This window comes from Sphingomonas sp. PAMC26645, assembly GCF_004795835.1.
In the GTDB taxonomy this organism is placed as follows: Bacteria; Pseudomonadota; Alphaproteobacteria; order Sphingomonadales; family Sphingomonadaceae; genus Sphingomonas.
The window spans coordinates 1,459,360-1,477,521 of record NZ_CP039249.1 but is presented as its reverse complement, the minus strand read 5'-3'; the positions used below and the strand labels follow the sequence as shown (position 1 = coordinate 1,477,521).

Here is an 18,162-nt window from a genome sequence, read left to right as displayed (position 1 = left end):
CCTCCCCGACCCGGTTCGCTCCTGACGAGCGGATCGGGCCGATTTGTTTTGATCCGCTACATTCAGAAGGACGTACCGATGAGTGACAAGGTTCATACCCCCGTTCCCGGTAATCCCGGCAGCAAGGGCGCGCCGGACGGCGTTTCGGACTCGCCCCGCGGCAACGACGATGTTCACGGCCGCAGCGAAGGCGGCGAAAGTGGCGGCGGGTCCTATCCCAACCCGCATGCCGGCAAGACCGAGACGAACACCGGTTTCATGGCGCATGGCGGCCAGACCGACATCGCCTATCACGGCGGCGGCCAAGCGGGGGAAGACGGCGGCGATGCCGGAAACGGTGTCGCAGGCTCGGACGGCGGTGACCGCACAACGATCGCCGCCGACCCGGATGCGGACCGCGAGCCGCATGCGATCGCTGCCGAAGGTAGGACGATCGAAGTGGTCGAGACGTCGGGCATCGCCGAAGCCGAGGCCAACGGCAAGATCGGTACCGATGCCGACTACGAGGACGAGCAGAAGCAGCCCGGCGCCGGCTGAGGTCGCCGCGCTCCGATCCGCATCTCCCGAATAAATTCAAAACCAGCCGCCGCGCATTCCGCCGGTGAGCCCATAAGGATGATCCGATGTCTGCACCCGAAGATCTCCAGGAAATCTACACCGACGAGCTGAAGGATCTGTGGTCCGCAAACGACCAGATGAAGAAGGTCCTCAAGAAGATCACGTCGAAGGCGAGCGATGCATCGCTGAAGGAGATGTTGACCAAGTCGCAGGCGGATATCGAGAAGCATACCGACCTGCTCAAGGACCTGATCGCGTCGAACGACGAGAAGGTCTCGAAGGAGCATTGCAAGGGCATGGAAGGCCTTGTCGTCGAAGCTACCAAGCATGTGCTTGAAGAAGGTCCGGAGAAGGGTCCGCTGCTCGATGTGATGATCATCGCGCAGTATCAGCGGATGACGCATTACGGGATCGCCGGGTTCGGTACGGCGACGGCGTACGCCAAGGCGCTGGGTCTCAAGGACGACCACAAGAAGCTGAGCGCGGCCACCAAGGACATCTATGGTGGCGACGAATATATGACCAAGCTCGCCGAGACGACCGTCAACATCGACGCCGAAGACGAAGACGAATGACGTCGAATGCCCGCCGGCATGCAGTCGGCGGGCATCCACATCCCATACAGTGCTGGACGGAAGAGACGAATTCCATGACGACCTATCCGCTGAGCGAGCCAGCTACGATCTATCGCACCGACAAATCGGGTGGGGAGCGGAAGAGCGTTGCGCGCGGGTCTTTGGCCGATTGTGCCGACATCCTCGCCGGTTGGTCGTCGGAGGATCGCGCTACGGTAGAGATTGAGGTGGACGACATGGCGTTGCGCTATGGGTCGGACGAGATCGAGGAGCTTCTCCAGTTCCTGCGCGAGGAAGACGCCGATCGGAAGTCTCCCGCCGGATGACGCGTTTGCGGCTGTGCGGTCGCGTTGGCCTCGCTGGACCGATCAGGTCTATGCGTGCGCGTCAGGCGGAAATGGATCGCTGCACGTGATCCGGCCCGGCGCATCGACGCGATCGGACACGCGACGCCGAAATCGGGGAGCCGTCGCTGTGGACACCGTGACGTCGTACCAGCCGAAACTGTCGCGGAGAGGCCAGCGATAGCGTGTGTCGGCCAATGGTATCACCTTGGGTGGCATGCCGATCGCCGCAACGCTCGCCACCAGACCATGATCGCGCTGGCTGCCAGGCAGTCGCAGAACGAGATCGTCCGCGGTGGTGATCCACTGCATCCGGTACAGGTGCGCTGGATCGTTTCCGCTGCCGGCGAAATGGCGGTGGAAGCCGTTCGGGCCGAGCACCCATAGATCGTAAAGGCCCGCGTCGTCGAACGACCAACGCCCGTCCAACGCGTGTCCGGGTTCGACGGTGAAGCGGCGCGGCGCTTGGGCCAGGGCGGTGCGGTCGTAGACGTGGAACACCGCCGCCTGCGTCCCTTCCGTTTCAAAGCGTAGATGGAGCGCGCCATCCGCGATCCTCTCGCCGACGGCCAAGACATAGGGCAGCGGACGAGCGCGGCGGATGCCGGGTTCCTGCCATGGGTGCTGTGACCCGGCTGGCGCTTGAGGGCTTATCTGCTTGGGGATCGCCGCGGCCCGGACGGCATCGGGCCGTGGATCGGGCATCGCGGCGAACGGCGCAGGGTCGGCCGCGGTGAAGTCGAACGCGGACGTCAGATCGCCGCAGACCGCGCGGCGCCACGGCGCGATGTTGGGTTCGTGGAAGTCGAACCGGCGTTCGAGGAAGCGGATTACCGAAGTGTGATCGAATACCTGCGAGTTGACCCACCCGCCCCGGCTCCACGGCGAGACGACGTACATCGGCACGCGCGGGCCCAGCCCATACGCCCGGCCGCGATAGGCGGGCAGATCGAGCGCGGCATCGCTTTTGCTCGGGTGGAGGTGATAGCTGCCATGGAGATCGACCGTCGATCCGCCGAGCAGCGTGCCGTCGGCGGCGTGCGAGGGTGGCGCCGGCGGCGGGACGTGATCGAAGAAGCCGTCATTCTCGTCGAACATCACGAGCAGCACGGTTCGCGCCCAAACCTTGGGGTCCGCGGTCAGCGCGTCGAGTACGTCGGCGGTATAGGCGGCGCCTTGCGCAGGGCTCGACGGACCGGGATGCTCGGAGCCTTTCGCGGTGGCGATGACGTAGGACACTTGCGGCAGTCGCCCGGCGAGCACGTCGGCGCGCAAGACGTCGAGCCCGCGGGTCGTTAGCGCGCGCTCTCGTAATGCAGGATCCCCATCACCCCGGTGCGCGTCCCGGAACGCGGCGAAGCCGACCAGCGGGTTGTCGGTGAAATTGTCGGCCATGTCCTGGTAGATGCGCCAGTCGACACCCTTCGCCTGCAACCGCTCGACCACCGTCGTCCAGCGATACGGATCGGCAGCGCCGCCGTCCGCGGGAAAACTGTCGTGCGAATTGCCGATCGCAGGACCGCCCAGCGTGCCGCCGGGATCGTTGGTGCCGCTCCACAGGAACAGGCGGTTTGTGTTAGTCCCGGTCTGGACCGAGCAATGATACGCGTCGCATACCGTGAACGCCTCCGCGAGCGCGAACTGGAACGGGATGTCCTCGCGTCGATAATGCCCCATCGCGCGCTGGCTCTTCGCTTCGGGCCAGTGCGCCATCCGCCCCTCGTCCCAGCCACGTTGCGCATCGGGCCAGCTATGCGGCGTGCCCTCCATCCGCATCAGATCGAAATTCGTCCGCGTGGCGAGGTGGAACGGCAGGACCGTCCGCGCGCCGCCGGGGGCGGTTCGATCGCCCTGGTACCAGACCGGCGCCGGCTTCGTCGCGTCGGCCTCGGACGGGACGGGGATCGGCAACCGGTCCGCAAACCCGCGGACGCCGCGCAGCGACCCGAAATAATGATCGAAGCCGCGATTCTCCTGCATCAGGATGACGACGTGCTCGACATCCATGATCGAGCCCGTCTTCACGTCGGGTGCGATCGCCGCCGCCCGCGCGATCGCCGCGGGAAACGCGGACAGCGTCGCACCGGACAGGCCGGCGGCGAGCAGCGTGCGACGAGAAACTTCTGTCATGGCCACGATCCGAATGATTAACGCGCACGATCCGCAAACGCGCGGGATCGCACAAGGTACTGCGCGCCTGCTCCGTATGCCCGATGCGTGTCATGTCCGCGACACGAGGCGTCGCGCGGGGCGGGACGTCCGCACCGATGATGGGCACGACGATCGCATCGCTCCAGTTGAGCCTGCGGACCCGCTGCCATATGCTGCGGTCGCCATGCCGGGCGACCCCAGCATTTCGCTCGATCGACCCGGCGATTGCCACGTACGATCCCTCGATCGCGCCTTGGGTCTTACCGCGGCGACGATCGACGACGACATGACGGTTCAGCCGGACGCGACGCCAACAACGGAGACGATTATGACCACCGCCTATGACACCAAGCTCGGGCTCTACATCGCCGGCGAATGGCTGAGCGGCGACGGTCGCGAGACTCGCGACGTGCTGAACCCGGCGACCGGTGCGGGACAGGCGGCACTGCCGCTCGCCAACGCCGCGGACCTCGATCGGGCGCTGGAAGCGACGCAGCGCGGCTTTATCGCATGGCGTGCGACCCCGCCGGAAAAGCGCGCCGCGATCCTGGTCCGGACCGCGCAACTGCTGCGCGAGCGCGGCGATCACATCGCGCGCATCGCTACGCTCGAGCAGGGCAAGATCCAGGCCGAGGCGAAGGGCGAGGTCGCGTTTGCCGCCGCGCTGCTCGATTTCCATGCCGCCGAGGGCCTGCGCGTCTATGGCCGCGTGCTGCCTCGCCCATCGGGTACGCGCAGCCTGGTCCTGCACCAGCCGGTTGGCCCGGTGGCGGCGTTCTGCGCATGGAACTTCCCGATCATGAACGTCGTGCGCAAGATCGCGCCAGCGGTCGCGGCCGGCTGCTCGATCATCATCAAGCCATCCGAGGAAACCGCGGGTAGCGCGGTCGAGGTCATGCGCTGCTTCCAGGACGCCGGATTGCCCGGTGACGTCGCGCAATGCGTGTTCGGCGTGCCCGACATGGTGTCGCGCCACCTGCTCGCCTCGCCGATCACGCGGAAACTGAGCTTCACCGGATCTGTGCCGGTCGGCAAGGCGCTGATGAAGCTGGCCGCCGATACGATGATGCGGACGACGATGGAGCTGGGCGGGCACGGCCCGGTGCTGGTGTTCGACGATTGCGACCTGGAGAAGACGCTCGATACGCTGGTCGCGCACAAGTTTCGCAATGCCGGCCAGGTCTGCGTCGCGCCGACGCGCTTCCACGTACAGGACGGCATCTATGACCGGTTTGCCGCCGGTTTCGCCGAGCGAACGCGCGCGCTGAAGATCGGCGACGGCATGGATGCGGCGAGCCAGATGGGCCCGATGGCCAACGCCCGCCGTCCCGATGCGATCGCCGAGCTGGTCGGCGATGCGACCGGGCACGGCGCCAAGCTGCTCGCCGGCGGCGACTATGGCGGCCAGGGCGGGTTCTTCTTCCAGCCGACCGTGCTGGCCGACGTACCCCTGTCGGCGCGCGCGATGAACGAGGAGCCGTTCGGCCCGGTCGCCCTGCTGAGCCGGTTCGCGACGGACGAGGACGCGGTGACCGAAGCCAACCGCCTGCCGTTCGGTCTGGCGGCGTATTGCTTCACCGAGAATGGCCGTCGCCAGAACATGCTCGGCGACGCGATCGAGGCGGGAATGATCGCGATCAACAACGTCCGGCTGAGCTATCCCGACAGCCCGTTCGGCGGCGTGAAGGAAAGCGGGCATGGTTCCGAGGACGGCCCCGAGGGCATTGCCGCGCATCTGGTCACGAAGGCCGTTCATATCAGCTGACCGGGCGGTGCAAGGCCTTCCGCGGACGGTCGGCCTTGCACGCCGTTGCACTGGATACCGGGGCACGCCCCCGCCCGTTCGATCAAGGCTATCCGCCGTCGGCACCGTCTACCGTTCAGGTTCGGCTCGCTAATCAGGGCGTGGCTTACGGTGACGGGGATGTGACGATGACGACGATCAAGGGAAGCATGCTGGTGTCAATGCTTGGGCTGGCGTGCCTCGGAGCCTGCGCCTCGACCGGCACGAACGACCGGCTAAGTACGGGACGATGCCGCGCCGATGCCGCCGCGGCGCTTGCCGGGCAGACCGCGCCTAGCGACACGGATATTCTTCGCCGGACGGGAAGCGCCGTGGTCCGTCGGCTCGCGCCGGGCGATCCGATGACGCGCGATTACCGGCAGGAGCGCGTGACCGTCGTCGTCGCGGACGGCCGGGTAGTTTCCGCATCCTGTGGTTGAGCGCGCAGTCTTGAGGCGGGCGGCAATCTTGGCATTGGCCGGGACGTTCATCACGGGTTGCACGGCGCATGTCCCGGTCGAAGGTCCGATAACGCTTGGCCAGACCGCGTTCGTCAACGGACCGAAAGTGCGCGCGGACCGGGTCATCGAAGACAGTCGCTGCCCAACTGATGCGCAGTGCGTCTGGGCGGGGCGGCTCGTGGTGCGCGCGACCGTCATGGGCGGCGGCTGGTCCAGGCAGATCGATCTGACGGTCGGCATCCCCGTCAACGTCGCGGACGGCGCGCTGACCCTGGTCGCGGCCAGCCCGGTGCGGCGGGTGGATGCTCGTCCCGCAAAGGACGGCGCCTATCGCTTCACCTTCGAATTTCGAGGCGGCCGGTAACGTTGCGAGGCGTTTATCGGGTGGTGCGCGGTGCCCTCTGCGTTGCCCCGCGGGACGTCCGGGCCTACACCGTCGAGGATGCTGACGTCGACGATCCACCAGATTCTTGTGCTGCGATCGGATTCAGGCGGTCGACCCGGTTTGCAACCGGGCGCTGAACGCAGACGACGCTTGCGGCTTACGGCGAGCGTCGCGCTATTCGCCGGGTGCGCGGCGCTCGCCGGATGCGATCGGCGGCCGGATACCGGCGCGGTGGTCGTCAGTGCGATCGGCGGAGTCCCGCACGTCGCCGATGCGAGCCGGGTCGCGCTCGACACCCCTGCCCGCCTGCTGATGGACTCGACGGCGCAAGGGCTGGTGCGGTTCGATGCCGCCGGACAGATCGAGCCGGGGATCGCCGAACGCTGGATCGTGATCGACGGCGGGATGAGCTACATCTTCCGCCTGCGCGAGGGCGACTGGGGCGATGGTACGCCGGTGACCGCCGAACAGGTGGTGACGATGCTCCGGCGACAGATCGGCGGCCCCGATACCGCACGGGCAGCGGCGGGCGCACGCAATCCGCTCGCGCCGTTCCTGACCGCGATCGACGAGATCGTCGTGATGACGCCGCAGGTGATCGAGGTGCGGCTGTCGCGGCCGCGCCCCGACCTGCTCAAGCTGTTCGCGCAACCCGAACTCGCGTTGCTGCGGCTTCGACCGACCGGCGGGACCGGACCGTTCCGCGTGGCACATCGCGGTCGTGCACCGTTGCTGCGCCCGGCGTTCGATCCGGGTCAGGCCGATCCCGACGACCAGCGCGAGGCAAAGCCGCAGGAGGACGTCCGGCTGATCGGCGAGCGTGCGGCGCGGGCGATCGCGCGCTTCGCCAATCGCGACTCCGATCTGGTGAGCGGCGGCAGTTTCGTCGACTGGCCGTTGCTGGCGGTGACCAGTATCGCGCCGGCGAACATCCGCGTCGATCCGGCGGTGGGGCTGTTCGGCCTGGCGATCGTCCGGCGCGACGGGTTCCTGACCGATGCCGCCAACCGCGCCGCGGTGTCGGAGGCGATCGACCGGTCGGCGGTGACGGGGGCGGTTGCGCCGAACTGGGACGCGGCGGATCGCATCCTGCCAGATATCCTCGACTCCGCCTCGCTGCCGCAGGTGCCGGCATGGACGCTGTTGACGCAGGACGAACGTCGCGCTGCCGCGCGCCAGCGGGTCGCGAGCTGGAAGCAGCAGATTCCGGGACCGATCGAATTGCGGATCGCGCTGCCCGCCGGGCCGGGGGCGACGTTGCTGTATGCGCAGGTCGCGGCGTCGCTGATGGCGATCGGTATCGTCCCCCGGCGAGTCGGGATCGACGACACGGCCGAACTGAAACTGGTCGATGCGGTCGCGCCCTATGACAGTGCCCGCTGGTATCTGGCGGTGGCCTGCGTCGCGTGCGGCGATGCGGCATGGACGGCACTCGAAGAGGCACGCGAGGCGCCGACGCTCGCCGAACGCGGTGCCAGAATCGCCGCCGCCGATGCCGCGATGAACGAAGACGTGGCGTTCATCCCGCTGGCGCGACCCTTGCGCTGGTCGCTGGTCTCTACTCGCCTCAGCCAGTGGCAGGCGAACACCCGCGCGTGGCACCCGTTGAACCGGTTGCGCGCCGATACCAACTAAGGTCGATGAACCCGCGCACCACCCGCATCGCCCCCGGCGAGATCTTCCAGACGCTGCCGCTCGGCAAGGACGCGCTATCGGTGCGCCGCCGCGTCGAGGCGATGGAGCGCGTGATGGAGGGGTTGTTCGTCATCCCCGGCACCAACCGCAAGGTCGGCATGGACGTCGTGCTCGACCTGATCCCGTTCGCAGGCAGCACGATCGCGGCGGCGGTCGGCGCGTGGATGGCATGGGAAGCGCGCAACATCGGCATGTCGAAGATCCAGATGGCGCGGATGTTCGGCAATGTCGGGATCGACTGGGCGTTCGGGATGATCCCGTTCGTCGGCGCGATCCCGGATTTTTTCTTCCGCTCGAACACGTGCAACCTGCGGATTATCAAGCGCCATCTCGACAAGCATTATCCGTCGACGACGACGCTTCAGGGGTAAGACACTCTATACGGGTCACTCCCGCGGAGGCGGGAACCCATACTGGCTGACTGCACGAATGACCCCGAATATCAGCCGGTATGGATCCCCGCCTGCGCGGGGATGACTACCAAAGGCATAGATTAGGTCAGGCTATTACGGCCCGACGTCGGCATCGCGCGCCGCGGGCTTGTAGCTCGCACTTGTCCCAAGCCCCAGCGCGACCGCGACGCGGTCGTTCCAGCCATAGGGATCGGCACGGATGACGGGCTCGCCGGCGTCGTCGAACAGCACGGTCTGGTACAACAGCCGCACCGGTATTTCCTTCGGCAACTTGACGAACGTCTCCTTGCCGGTCGCGCGGGCGGCATGCCACTGATCGGTCACGCCCTCGTCCTTCGCGAGCAGCTCGGCGAACCCGAGCGCATCCTCGACGCGGACGCAGCCATGGCTACGCTGGCGCTGGATCTCGGCGAACAGCTGCTTCGCGGGCGTGTCGTGCAGGTAGATCGCGTGCTCGTTGGACATGTCGAACTTGACGAGGCCCAGCGAGTTCTTCGGCCCCGATTGCTGGACCAGCCAGCCGTTCTTCCACGCCAGGTTGTTGGCGCGCAGATACCCGGCGCCCTTGCCCGCCATCTCCTTCTTCTCGACCGAGCGCGGCACCGTCCAGGTCGGATTGGCGACGAGCCGGAAGATCGGCGACCCGAGCTGCGGCGTTTCCTTGTCGGGCTCGCCAACCACCACCTTGCGGCTGTCGACCAGCTTGCCGTCGCGCCAGTAACTCAGCCGTGCCGCCGCGAGATTGACGTCGATCCGCGTGGTGGGCGCATTGCGATCGAGCCAACGGAGCCGCTCCATGTTGACCGCGATCGCGCGCGCGCGGTCCGCGTCGGACAGGTTGAGGATGCCGAGCGCTGCGCTGCCGATCATGCCGTCCGGCTTGATCCCGTAGTCCGCCTGCATCTTCTTGATCGCGAGGATCATCGCGGGGGTCAGGCGATCGCCCTGCGCCGCCACCTTGTCGAGATAATCGAACGCGACGAGCTGGTGCGCGATCGCAGGGACGCGCGGATCGGCTTCGCCCGGCTTGATCGGCTTGCCGGTGTCGGGGATCGCGGACGCCGGAGTCTGCTCCCATTTCGGCGTCGCGAGATAGGCCGTCGACAGGCGCGCGTAATTCTCGTCCTGCGGTGCCAGTCCGGCGAGCCACTTGCCAATGTCGCCCGCTTGGAGCGCCGCGGCGAGGCCACGGCCGAGATCGACCTGCGGGCGCGGTACGGTGTAGACGTCGAACAACTTGGTCGGATCGGTCGCGCCCTGCGACAGCGCCTTGCCATATGCCAGCGCAGCCTTGGTCAACGCGTCGTCGCCGGCACCGGGCTGCGCGCTCGCATCGAAGCTCATCCGGTCGAGGCCGTGAGCGCCGCGGGCCGCGATCGCCTTACGCAACTGCCCGGCGGTGGTCGTGGTCCACCCGGTCGACGCAGCCGCCGGAGCCGCCGCCGCAGCGGGCTGCTGCGTGTTCGAGGCGGTCGTCGTCTTCACCTCGCACGCCGAGAGTGCACACGTCATCGCCAGCAGCGATGCACCGATCAAACCAAGACGCACCAGCAATTCCCCCACAATCTGGACATACAACGCTCGGGTGTCGGTCTCCGCTCCACGACGGAGGAGCGGAGACGTAATTCTTCCACAAGATCGACCGCCCGTGCCTTTTGCATGTCACGCACCGTCATTCTGCAACCCGGATCGCGCCCGTCGCGTTATAGGGGCCACGCATGATCAAGGTCGCCAGCTACAATATCCACAAGGGCATCGGGCTCGACCGTCGGCGCAATCCCGAACGCGTGGTCGAGGTACTGCGCGAGATCGATGCCGACGTGATCGCGCTGCAGGAAGCGGACCGACGCTTCGGGGCCAAGGCCTGCGTGCTGCCGCATCACCTGCTGGAGGAGCATAGCGACTGGAAGCCGGTCGACTTCGGCCTGCGCGCGCTCAGCATGGGCTGGCACGGCAATGTCATCCTCGTTCGCAAGTCGGCGCGGGTGGTCGATAGCGAACCGCTCCACCTCCCCTCGCTCGAACCACGCGGTGCGGTGATGGCCGACGTCCAGTTCGCGGGCGGCATGTTACGCGTGCTCGGCATGCATCTCGATCTGTCCGGACTGTGGCGGCGCAAGCAGGCCGCCGCGATCATGAACCACGTCGATACCTGCGCGCAGGGGCATCCGACGGTGATGATGGGCGACCTCAACGAATGGAGCGCGGGCGCCGGGTGCCTGCGCGATTTCAGCCGCGACTATGCGTTCGCCGAGACGGGAGCGAGCTTCCATTCGCGGCGCGCGGTCGCTCGGCTCGACCGGATCATGGTGTCGTCGGACTTGAACGTGGTCGAGTGCGGCGTGCATGCGAGCCCGGCGGCGCGGAAAGCCTCGGATCACCTGCCGATCTGGGCTATTCTAGAAACAAAGACACCGACGAACCGAACCGGGGTCACCGGATAAAACCCCGAGCGATACCGTCGGCATGAGGATGTAGAATGCGCGAGAAGGAACTGCGACTGGCGCTCGTCTGCTATGGCGGGATCAGCCTTGCGGTCTACATGCACGGCATCACCAAGGAGATCTGGCGCCTCGTCTGCGCCAGCCGCGCCTTCCATGACGGCGACACGCCGAAGGGCGGCAGCGAGGGCGTCTATCACACGCTGCTTCAGGAGATCGAGGCGCATGGCGCGATCCGCGTCCGCGTCCTCGCCGACATCATCGCGGGCGCCAGCGCGGGCGGGATCAATGGCATCTTCCTCGCACAGGCGATCGCGACCGGGCAGAGCCTCGACCCGCTGACCGACCTCTGGATGACGTCGGCGGACGTCGAGGCGCTGATCGACACCGAGGCGGCACCGAAATCGCGATTCTCGAAGGCGTGGGCGATGCCGCTAGCGTGGATGGCGGCGGGGCGCAGCACCGACAAGGTCGACGCGCTCGACGATCCCACGCGTGAGGAGGTGCGCACCAAGCTGTCGCATTTCATCCGCTCGCGCTGGTTCGAGCCGCCGTTCGGGGGGAAGACCTTCACCAACCTGCTGCTCGATGCGTTCGATGCGATGGCGGCGAGCGAACGCGGGCCGCGCCTGTTGCCGCCGGGCCAGCCGCTCGACCTGTTCGTGACGGTCACGGACTTCTCCGGGCATCCGGAGCGGTTACAGCTCAATTCACCGGCGGAAGTGGTCGAGACCGAGCATCGCCTGGTGGTCGACTTCACCGACAATGGCGGGGCGTGCGATACGCTCGCGCCACCTGCGGAACTGGCGTTCGCGGCGCGTGCGACGTCGAGCTTTCCCGGCGCGTTCCCACCGTTCACCGTCGCCGAACTGGACGGCGTGCTTAAGGATCGCACGATCGATTGGCCGGAACGTCCCGCGTTCCTCGCGCGCGTCCTGCCGCGACATACGGCCGCCAACGCAGCGGAAAGCGCGGTGCTGATCGACGGATCGGTGCTCGCCAACGCGCCGTTCCGGCCCGCGCTCGACGCGCTCAAGGAGCGACCGGCGCGGCGTCAGATCGACCGGCGCTTCATTTACATAGACCCCTCCCCCGACATCAAGCTGCGGCTCAACCGCGGTGGCGGGACGCCCGGCTTCTTCCAGACGATCATCGGCGCGATCAGCGACATTCCCCGGCAGCAACCGATCCGCGACAATCTGGAGGCGATCGCCGAACGTTCCGCGAGAATCGATCGGATGCGCGGTATCCTCACCGCGATCCGTCCCGAGGTGGAAGCCGATGTCGAATCGTTGTTTGGCCACACATTGTTCCTCGACCGGCCGACCGCACCGCGGCTGATCGCGTGGCGGCGGCGCGCGCAGAAGGCGGCAGCGACGAGCTCGGGCTATGGCTTCGTCGCGTACGGCCATTTGAAGCGCAGCGCCGTGATCGAGACACTGGCATTGCTGTTGTTCGACGCGGGGGAGCACCACCGGCCGCGCCGGCTTGCGCAGATTCGAGCGGCGATTGTCGCGCATGTCACCGCTTCGGGTGCGGACCAGCTCGGGTCGGGGCATGCGGGCGGGGCCAGTGCGGCGTCGATCGCGTTCCTGCGGACCTTCGACATCGGCTTCCGCATCCGCCGGCTGCGGCTGATGGCGCGGCGCCTGTCGGAAGTTGAGACCGCCGCCGACGAGCCGGAACTGGGGCCGATGCGCGACGCGATTTACGAATCGCTGTCGCCGTATCTCGATCGGTTGCGCGCCGAGCTGCACGCCGGGCTGCACGATGCGGTGCGGGCGATGCGCGGCGATGCGACCGCGGTGCTGGAGACGCTCGGCCGGACGTTCGACCTGGAGCGCCTCGATGCGGAGACCGACCAGCGGCTGGCCGAGGCATTCGCCGCGCTCGCCAAGCCGACGCGGCGCACGCTGTTGCTGGCGTATCTCGGCTTCCCGTATTTCGACACCGCGACGCTGCCGCTGTTGCAGGGCGAAGGGCTCGACGAGTTCGATCCGATCAAGGTCGACCGGATTGCGCCCGACGATGCGACCTCGATCCGCTCGGGGGGTGCGGAGGCGACGTTGAAGGGAATCCAGTTCGGCACGTTCGGCGCGTTCTTCAGCCGTGCCTACCGCGAGAACGACTATCTTTGGGGGCGGCTGCACGGGTCGGAGCGGATGATCGACATCACCGTCTCGACGCTGCCGTCGACCGTGCGGATGAAGCCGGGTCGCGTCGCGGCAATCAAGCGCGCCGCGTTCCTCGCGATCCTCGACGAGGAGGAGCCACGGCTGACCGCGATCCTGCCGCTGATCGCGCAGCTACGGACTGAGATCGGCTAAAGCCCCTCTCGCTAGGTAGAAGACTGGCCAAAAGGCGGATGTGGCGGTAGCTCTGCGTTTCCAACCGCGTTTCGACGCGATGGGGGTATGATAAAGGGTCGCCGCATGCAGTTCCTGAAAATCCTGTTCTGGTGCCTGCTGGCGTTCATCGCCGCGGTCTTCACCATCAGCAACTGGAACGCCGTCCAGATCCAGCTCTGGGGCGGGCTGATCGCGGACGTGAACCTGCCGCTGCTGCTCTTCGTGACGTTCCTGATCGGGTTCGTGCCGACGATGCTCTACAATCATGCGATCCGATGGCGGCTGCGCCAGCGGCTGTCGACGTGCGAGCGCGAGTTGCTGGACCTGCGCACGCCGCGGCCGGAGCCAGTGGCGTTCGTACCCGCCGAGACTCCCGCAACGATCGCACCGACTGTTGTGCCGACCGCTACGCCGCCGGGGTCGCTCCTGTGAGCAACCGTATCTACGTTGCACTCGACACGCCGGACCTTGCCCGCGCGAAGGCAATGGCGACGCGCGTTCGCCACCATGTCGGCGGGATCAAGCTGGGGCTCGAATTCTTCTGCGCGCACGGCCAGTCCGGCGTGCATGCGATGGCGGAACTCGGCCTGCCGATCTTTCTCGACCTCAAACTCCACGACATTCCGAACACGGTGGCCAAGGCGGTGCAGGCCTTGGGCGCGCTGAAGCCGGCGATCCTGACCGTGCATGCGAGTGGCGGGCGGGCGATGTTGGAGGACGCGAAGGCGGCTGCCCCGCTCGGCACGAAGGTGATCGCGGTGACGATGCTGACGAGCCTCGACGCGACCGATCTCGCCGCGACGGGCGTCATCGGCAACGCACACGATCAGGTTTCGCGGCTCACCGAACTCGCCTGCGAGGCGGGGGTCGACGGCATCGTCTGCTCGGGCGCGGAGGTTGCCGCGGCCAAGGCGATCTGGCCGAAGGGGTTCTTCGTGGTGCCGGGCGTGCGCCTTCCCGATGGCCATATCGGCGACCAGAAGCGCGTCGTCACCCCGCGCCAAGCGATGGACGCCGGCGCCTCGATCCTGGTAGTCGGCCGCCCGATCACCCAGGCCGAAGACCCAGACATCGCGGCCCGCGCGATCGGCGCGACGCTATAAGCCTGCTCCGTCACCCTGATTTTCGTCAGGATGACGGGGCGTGTTGCTCCCCCAAGGAACCCGAATGACCACCGCCAAGATCTGTGGCCTATCCACTCCCGCCACGCTCGACGCCGCGATCAAGCACGGGGCGAGCCATGTCGGGTTCGTGTTCTTCCCCGCCTCCCCGCGTCACGTGACGTTCGCGAAAGCCGCCGAACTCGCCGCTCGCGTACCGCGCCACGTCGCGAAGGTCGGCGTGTTCGTCGATCCCGAGGACGACATGCTCGAACAGGCGGTCGGCTCGGCGGCGCTCGACGTGTTGCAACTCCACAAGGTGTCTCCGCCACGCGTCGCCGCGATCCGCGCGAAGTTCGGGATCGAGACCTGGGTCGCAGTCGCGGTTCGCACGCGCGGCGATCTCGATGCCGCACACGGCTTCGTCGGAGTCGCCGACCGCATCCTGTACGATGCGAAGACGCCGGACTCGGCGGCGCTGCCCGGTGGGATGGGCTTGCGGTTTGACTGGGACTTGCTCGACGGGTTCCGGCATCCGCTGCCCTGGGCGCTATCGGGCGGGCTCGATCCGACGAATGTCGCGGAGGCGATCCGGCGGACCGGGGCGGAACTGGTCGACGTGTCCTCGGGCGTGGAAAGCGAACCGGGCACCAAGGATGAGGCCAAGATCGCGGCGTTCCTGAAAGCAGTCGCCACGCGCTAGCACCACCCCGGCGAAGGCCGGGGCCCAATTGGAAAGGTCGAGGTAACGGAGTATCCGGCTCGCCAAAAAGCCTTTCCCAATTGGGCCCCGGCCTCCGCCGGGGTGGTAGTAGCGGAAACGGAAGGGGTGACAGCGATTTACGAAGTGCTAAACGCCCAGTCATGAACGCTCCAACCCTCGCCCCCAACTCTTACCGCGCCCAGCCCGACGAGCGCGGCCATTTCGGCGATTTCGGCGGCCGCTATGTCGCCGAGACGCTGATGCCACTCGTCCTCGAACTCGACGAAGCGTATCGCGCTGCCAAGGCCGACCCCGCCTTCAAGGCGCAGTTCGACGATTTGCTCGAGCATTATGTCGGCCGCCCGAGCCCGCTCTATTACGCCGAACGGCTGACCGAGGCACTGCGCGAGTCCGCCCCCGAGGGGATGGGCGCGCAGGTCTGGTTCAAGCGCGACGAGCTGAACCACACCGGCGCGCACAAGATCAACAACTGCATCGGCCAGATCCTGCTCGCGATGCGGATGGGCAAGACGCGGATCATCGCCGAGACCGGCGCGGGCCAGCACGGCGTCGCCACCGCCACGGTCTGCGCGCGCTTCGGCCTGCCGTGCGTGATCTACATGGGCGCGAAGGACGTCGAGCGGCAGGCGCCCAACGTGTTCCGCATGAAGCTGCTCGGCGCCGAAGTCCGCCCCGTGACCAGCGGCGCGCACACGTTGAAGGACGCGATGAACGAGGGCATGCGCGACTGGGTCGCCAACGTCCACGACACCTTCTACATCATCGGCACCGCCGCCGGCCCGCACCCGTATCCCGAGATGGTCCGCGATTTCCAGAGCGTGATCGGCACCGAGGCGCGCGCACAGATGCTCGAGCGCATCGGTCGCCTGCCCGACATGCTGGTCGCGGCGATCGGTGGCGGCTCGAACGCGATCGGGCTGTTCCATCCGTTTCTCGACGATGCCGACGTGCAGATGCTCGGCGTCGAGGCAGCGGGTCATGGTCTCGACAAGCAGCACGCGGCGAGCCTCGCGGGCGGCTTCCCGGGCGTGCTCCACGGCAACAAGACCTATCTGTTGCAGGACGAGGACGGCCAGATCACCGAGGCGCATTCGATCTCGGCGGGTCTCGATTATCCCGGCATCGGCCCCGAGCATGCCTGGCTGCGCGACATCGGCCGCGTCCAGTATGACAGCGCGACCGACACCGAAGCGCTCGACGCCTTCCAGCTGTTGTGCCGGACCGAAGGCATCATCCCCGCGCTGGAACCATCGCACGCGATCGCGACCGTGACCAAGAAGGCGCGCGAAATGCGGCAGGACCAGATCATCCTCGCCAACCTGTGCGGCCGCGGCGACAAGGACATCTTCACGGTGGCCGAAGCACTCGGGGTGGCGATATGACTTCGCTTCTGCTCCCCTCCCGCTTGCGGGAGGGGTCAGGGGAGGGCCTGTTCGCTCCTCAGACCTTGGGTGTGCGGCTATGCCAGCCCCTCCCCCAACCCCTCCCGCAAGCGGGAGGGGAGCTGTGAGCCGCCTCGCCGCCACTTTCGCGCGCACCGCCGCCGCCGGGCGCGCCGCGCTTGTCGCGTTCGTTACCGCGGGTGATCCGACCACCGAGGCGACCGGCCCGATCCTCGACGCGCTCGTCGCGGGCGGGGCGGATGCGATCGAGCTTGGCATGCCGTTCACCGATCCGATGGCCGACGGCCCCGCGATCCAGGCGGCGAACATCCGCAGCCTCGCGCAAGGGACCCGCACCGCGGACATCCTCGCCACCGCCACCGCGTTCCGCGCGCGCCACCCGGACGTGCCGCTGGTCCTGATGGGCTATGGCAACCCGATGCTCCGGCGTGGTGCCGACTGGTTCGCCGAGGCAGCTGCCAACGCCGGCGTCGACGGCGTGATCTGCGTCGACGTGCCGCCCGAGGAGGACGACGCGCTCGGCCCGCAACTGCGCGCCGCCGGGATCGACCTGATCCGCCTCGCCACCCCCACCACCGATGCCGCCCGCCTGCCGACCGTGCTCGATGGTGCGAGCGGGTTCCTCTATTACGTCTCGGTCGCCGGCATCACCGGACTCCAGCAGGCGCAGCAATCTTCGATCGAGGACGCCGTCGCCCGCCTGAAGGCACAGACCGACATCCCGATCGCGGTCGGCTTCGGCATCCGCACGCCTGAGCAGGCCGCCAACGTCGCCCGCGTCGCCGACGGCGTCGTCGTCGGCTCGGCGATCGTCGAACTGGTCGCACAACACGGCGCCGCTGCGGCCGAGCCGGTCCGCGCCTATATCAAGTCTCTCGCCGACGCCGTCGCGAGCGCACGAAAGGTCCCCGCATGAGCTGGCTCAACAGCGTCCGCAACGTCTTGCCCTTCGTCGCGAAGCGCGAGACGCCCGAGAATCTCTGGCACAAGTGCAAGGGCTGCGGGCAGATGGTCTTCACCAAGGAGCTTGAGGACAATCTCTACGTCTGCCCGAAATGCGATCACCACGACCGCATCGGGCCGAAGATCCGCTTTGCGCAGCTCTTCGACGAGGGCAGCTGTTCGGAACTGCCGGCGCCTAAGGTCCCCGAGGATCCACTCAAGTTTCGCGACCAGAAGCGCTACACCGATCGCCTTAAGGCGGCACGGACGGATAACAGCGAGCAGGATGCGCTGATCAACGCACGCGGGGCGATCGATGGCCACCGTGTCGTAGTCGGCGTGCAGGACTTCGGCTTCATGGGCGGCTCGATGGGCCTGGCTGTCGGCGAGGCCTTCGTGCGCGGCGTCGAGGCGGCGATCGAGGACCGCGTACCCTACGTGATCTTCACCGCGAGTGGTGGCGCGCGCATGCAGGAAGGCATCCTCAGCCTGATGCAGATGCCGCGCAGCACGGTTGCGATCCAGATGCTGCACGATGCGGGCTTGCCGTACATCGTCGTGCTGACCGATCCGACATCGGGCGGCGTGATGGCGGCCTATGCTATGCTCGGCGACGTCCAGATTGCGGAGCCGAAGGCGACGCTGGCGTTTACCGGTCGCCGCGTGATCGAGAGCACGATCCGCGAGAAGCTGCCCGAGGATTTTCAGACGAGCGAATATTATCTAGAGCATGGGCTGATCGACATGGTCGTCCACCGGAAGGACCTGCGCGAGCAACTCGGCACGGTCATCGGGTATCTCAGCGCGCGCGAGGCCGCGTAACGCACTCCCTCTCCCCT

At 67.1% G+C, this 18,162-nt stretch carries 18 protein-coding genes; 16 read left to right on the top strand and 2 right to left on the bottom strand.

From position 1 onward, the window contains the following. Positions 1-78 precede the first annotated feature (78 nt). The 3 genes from E5673_RS19840 to E5673_RS06935 all read left to right on the top strand — a co-directional run bounded on the left by E5673_RS19840 (position 79) and on the right by E5673_RS06935 (position 1,459). On the top strand, positions 79-537 hold the full coding sequence (locus E5673_RS19840) for a hypothetical protein (protein ID WP_210731816.1): 459 nt from the start codon (positions 79-81) through the stop codon (positions 535-537). Between the two features lie 86 nt (positions 538-623). Next, positions 624-1,133 carry a ferritin-like domain-containing protein gene (locus E5673_RS06940; RefSeq protein ID WP_136189417.1) on the top strand — a complete coding sequence of 170 codons (510 nt, stop codon included), beginning with the start codon at positions 624-626 and terminating at the stop codon, positions 1,131-1,133. Positions 1,134-1,207: 74 nt separating this feature from the next. After that, positions 1,208-1,459, top strand: a complete 252-nt coding sequence (locus tag E5673_RS06935) for a hypothetical protein (protein WP_056060437.1) — start codon at positions 1,208-1,210, stop codon at positions 1,457-1,459. Positions 1,460-1,507: 48 nt separating this feature from the next. On the opposite strand, the gene E5673_RS06930 is transcribed toward E5673_RS06935, so the two are convergent. Continuing rightward, positions 1,508-3,607 (bottom strand): phospholipase C, phosphocholine-specific, encoded by a 2,100-nt coding sequence (locus tag E5673_RS06930; RefSeq protein WP_136189416.1) that lies wholly within the window; start codon positions 3,605-3,607, stop codon positions 1,508-1,510. 349 nt (positions 3,608-3,956) lie between these two features. Here E5673_RS06930 and E5673_RS06925 point away from each other — a divergent pair, with 349 nt between their 5' ends. From E5673_RS06925 to E5673_RS06905, 5 genes are all read left to right on the top strand, one after another. After that, positions 3,957-5,393 (top strand): NAD-dependent succinate-semialdehyde dehydrogenase, encoded by a 1,437-nt coding sequence (locus E5673_RS06925; protein ID WP_136191392.1) that lies wholly within the window; start codon positions 3,957-3,959, stop codon positions 5,391-5,393. A 167-nt stretch (positions 5,394-5,560) separates the two neighbouring features. Further along, positions 5,561-5,851: an I78 family peptidase inhibitor gene (locus E5673_RS06920; protein ID WP_136189415.1), complete on the top strand. Its 291-nt coding sequence runs from the start codon at positions 5,561-5,563 to the stop codon at positions 5,849-5,851. A 28-nt stretch (positions 5,852-5,879) separates the two neighbouring features. Next, complete coding sequence (locus tag E5673_RS06915) at positions 5,880-6,236, top strand: hypothetical protein (RefSeq protein WP_210731815.1); 357 nt, start codon at positions 5,880-5,882, stop codon at positions 6,234-6,236. A 171-nt stretch (positions 6,237-6,407) separates the two neighbouring features. Beyond that, positions 6,408-7,892: an ABC transporter substrate-binding protein gene (locus E5673_RS06910; protein ID WP_247599616.1), complete on the top strand. Its 1,485-nt coding sequence runs from the start codon at positions 6,408-6,410 to the stop codon at positions 7,890-7,892. A gap of 5 nt (positions 7,893-7,897) precedes the next feature. Continuing rightward, positions 7,898-8,323 (top strand): DUF4112 domain-containing protein, encoded by a 426-nt coding sequence (locus tag E5673_RS06905; protein WP_136189413.1) that lies wholly within the window; start codon positions 7,898-7,900, stop codon positions 8,321-8,323. A gap of 135 nt (positions 8,324-8,458) precedes the next feature. Here E5673_RS06905 and E5673_RS06900 read toward each other — a convergent pair whose 3' ends face one another. Beyond that, on the bottom strand, positions 8,459-9,913 hold the full coding sequence (locus E5673_RS06900) for a L,D-transpeptidase family protein (protein ID WP_247599615.1): 1,455 nt from the start codon (positions 9,911-9,913) through the stop codon (positions 8,459-8,461). A 170-nt stretch (positions 9,914-10,083) separates the two neighbouring features. Between E5673_RS06900 and E5673_RS06895 the strand changes: the two genes are divergently transcribed. The 8 genes from E5673_RS06895 (at position 10,084) to accD (ending at position 18,145) form a co-directional block, all read left to right on the top strand. Then, the gene (locus tag E5673_RS06895; RefSeq protein WP_136189412.1) at positions 10,084-10,809 is read left to right on the top strand and encodes an endonuclease/exonuclease/phosphatase family protein; all 726 of its coding nucleotides are present in this window, start codon (positions 10,084-10,086) and stop codon (positions 10,807-10,809) included. A gap of 35 nt (positions 10,810-10,844) precedes the next feature. Further along, positions 10,845-13,133 carry a patatin-like protein gene (locus E5673_RS06890; RefSeq protein WP_136189411.1) on the top strand — a complete coding sequence of 763 codons (2,289 nt, stop codon included), beginning with the start codon at positions 10,845-10,847 and terminating at the stop codon, positions 13,131-13,133. Between the two features lie 105 nt (positions 13,134-13,238). Next, entirely contained in the window at positions 13,239-13,586 is a 348-nt protein-coding gene (locus E5673_RS06885) for a lipopolysaccharide assembly protein LapA domain-containing protein (protein ID WP_056060459.1), read from the top strand. Beyond that, entirely contained in the window at positions 13,583-14,257 is a 675-nt protein-coding gene (gene pyrF, locus E5673_RS06880) for an orotidine-5'-phosphate decarboxylase (RefSeq protein WP_136189410.1), read from the top strand. Before E5673_RS06885 ends, pyrF begins: the two co-directional genes overlap by 4 nt. A 64-nt stretch (positions 14,258-14,321) precedes the next feature. Beyond that, positions 14,322-14,957, top strand: coding sequence for a phosphoribosylanthranilate isomerase (locus E5673_RS06875; protein WP_136189409.1), 636 nt, complete (start codon positions 14,322-14,324; stop codon positions 14,955-14,957). A 161-nt stretch (positions 14,958-15,118) separates the two neighbouring features. Beyond that, positions 15,119-16,360, top strand: a complete 1,242-nt coding sequence (gene trpB / locus E5673_RS06870) for a tryptophan synthase subunit beta (protein WP_056060469.1) — start codon at positions 15,119-15,121, stop codon at positions 16,358-16,360. Between the two features lie 124 nt (positions 16,361-16,484). Continuing rightward, complete coding sequence (gene trpA, locus E5673_RS06865; RefSeq protein ID WP_210731814.1) at positions 16,485-17,297, top strand: tryptophan synthase subunit alpha; 813 nt, start codon at positions 16,485-16,487, stop codon at positions 17,295-17,297. Further along, positions 17,294-18,145 carry an acetyl-CoA carboxylase, carboxyltransferase subunit beta gene (accD, locus tag E5673_RS06860; RefSeq protein ID WP_056060473.1) on the top strand — a complete coding sequence of 284 codons (852 nt, stop codon included), beginning with the start codon at positions 17,294-17,296 and terminating at the stop codon, positions 18,143-18,145. Before trpA ends, accD begins: the two co-directional genes overlap by 4 nt. The last annotated feature ends 17 nt before the right edge of the window (positions 18,146-18,162 follow it).